Annotated in this window: 3 protein-coding genes; 2 read left to right on the top strand and 1 reads right to left on the bottom strand. The window is 75.2% G+C overall.

The features are described 5' to 3' along the window. Nucleotides 1–168 precede the first annotated feature (168 nt). Both ACRYR9_RS19610 and ACRYR9_RS19615 read left to right on the top strand, forming a co-directional pair. A complete protein-coding gene (locus ACRYR9_RS19610) occupies nt 169–768 on the top strand; it encodes a nucleotidyltransferase domain-containing protein (RefSeq protein WP_432509530.1) in 600 nt (199 codons plus the stop codon). Continuing rightward, complete coding sequence (locus tag ACRYR9_RS19615) at nt 765–1,175, top strand: hypothetical protein (RefSeq protein WP_432499158.1); 411 nt, start codon at nt 765–767, stop codon at nt 1,173–1,175. The genes ACRYR9_RS19610 and ACRYR9_RS19615 overlap by 4 nt, the downstream gene beginning before the upstream one ends. 124 nt (nt 1,176–1,299) lie before the next feature. Here the strand turns inward: ACRYR9_RS19615 and ACRYR9_RS19620 are convergent, their stop codons facing one another. Then, complete coding sequence (locus tag ACRYR9_RS19620; protein ID WP_432499156.1) at nt 1,300–1,887, bottom strand: EamA family transporter; 588 nt, start codon at nt 1,885–1,887, stop codon at nt 1,300–1,302. Nucleotides 1,888–1,998 lie beyond the last annotated feature (111 nt).

Genomic DNA, 1,998 nt, shown 5'->3' on the forward strand with positions numbered 1-1,998 from the left:
GGTGATCTTGAAGCGTAGAGAACTCCATGATCACCGGGGCCCGTGCTCGCCTGGGTCCGTGACACGCCAGACCCTCACCGAGTGCTTGAGCCACCCTGCCCGGTCCGCCTACTGCCGGTCGCTCTTAATAGTGAGCATATGGATCTGGGGCAGCCGGTGCGAGCTGTCGTGCCGTCCTTGGACGGCCCGGTGCTGACCGTCTTGGCGGGCCTCGCCACTCCGATCTCCGGGCGGGAGGTCGGCCGCCTGGTCGGGACGGCGTCGCCGGCCGGCGTGCAGCGGGTCCTGACCCGCCTCGCGGCGGAGGGGGTCGTCCACGCCGAGCGACGCACGAACACCGTGTACTACAGCACGAACCGTGAGCACCTGGCGTGGCCGGCCGTGGAGGTCCTCGCCGGTCTGCGCCGAGAGCTCCTGGGCCGGATCGCAGAACGGGTGCAGGCGTGGTCCGTGCCGGTGCACACGGCGGCGGTGTTCGGTTCTCTGGCTCGCGGCGAGGGGAACACCGACTCCGACGTCGACCTGCTGCTCGTGCGCGCCGACGACCTCACCGGCGAGCAGTCGCAGGTGTGGGAGGAACAGGTGGACGCGCTGGTCACCGCGGTCCAGGCGTGGACCGGCAACCGGGCGCAGCCGTACGAGATCTCCGTGCAAGAGCTGCGGGCGCACGTCGACGCCGGTGAACCGATCGTCCAGTCCTGGCAGCGAGAGGCCATCACCCTCGCCGGTCGGGACGTCACCGCGGTCCTGCGCAGCGTGGCGCGGTGAGCCCCGCCGGCCGCGTCAACGCCTGCTCGCCCGCCGAGGGCCGTGTTCGGTCGGAGCAGGCCCGAGCCTTCCTCGAAGTCGCCGAGCTGGTCCTCGACGAGGCCGACGACGGCCTCGCGACCCCGCAGGTCGCAGCGTCGCTCGCCGTGCTGTGCGGCATCGCTGCGTCCGACGCCGTGTGCTGCGCGCGCCTCGGGCAGCGTTCCCGCGGCCAGGACCACCGTCAAGCCGTCGACCTGCTGTCCGCCGTGCGACCTGATGGTCCGGCGATGGCGAAGGACCTGCGACGGCTGCTGGAGATCAAGGACCAGGCCCACTACGCCGCCACGATGGTCTTCCCACCGCGAGCAGAACAAGCCGTCCAGTGGGCCCGGCGGCTCTACGACCTGGCTGTCCGCATCGGCTGAGCCAGCGGTACTGCTCGTCGACGACGGCTCGCCCCCGCGCCCTCCCGGCTCGACCGAGTCTCGGTGATCAAGTAAGTGACAACTTCCTTGATCACCGAAGGGGAGGGGGAGCGGGATGGGGGCGTCACCGCGGGGAACGCGGTGCGTGCCCCAGCACGAGTCCGCCGGCGACGACCGCGACCCCCGCCCACACCACCGCCCCGGGCGCCGGCCCGCCCAGCAGCACCCCGCAGGCGGCCGCCGCCACCGGCGCCACCCCGGTGAGCAACCCGGCCCGGGCCGCGCCGAGGCGCCGCACGGCGGAGTACCAGAGCACGAACGCGACCGCGGTCACCCCCACGGCGAGGTGGGCGACGGCGAGCAGGTCCGCGGCCGTGAGGGCGAGCACGGCGGACGGGCCGTCGACGAGCACGGCGAGCGCGCCGAAGCCGAGCGCCGCCAGCCACGTCGCGTGCACGGACACGCCCCACGCGCCGTGCCGGGCGAGCACCGGCACGGCGAGGAGGGTGAAACCCGCCTCGCAGGCCAGGACGAGCAGCGCCCACGCCAGCCCGGTGGCGTCGCTGCGGCCGAACCCCTGCACGAGCACCGCCCCACCGGTGACGACCGCGGCCGCCGCCACGGCGCGGGGCCCCGGCCGCCGCCGTTCCAGCAGCGGCCCGATCAGCGCCAGCAGCAGCGGGACCCCGGCCACGGCGACGCCGAGCACCACGGGTTCGGCGTGGGGGGGGGGGGGGGGGGGGGCGCCGCGCGCCCCCCCCCCCCCGCCCCCCCCCCCCCCCCCCCCCCCCCCCCCCCCCCCCCCCCCCCCCCCCCCCCCCGC

This window comes from Kineococcus auxinigenes (assembly GCF_050871525.1).
In the GTDB taxonomy this organism is placed as follows: domain Bacteria; phylum Actinomycetota; class Actinomycetes; order Actinomycetales; family Kineococcaceae; genus Kineococcus.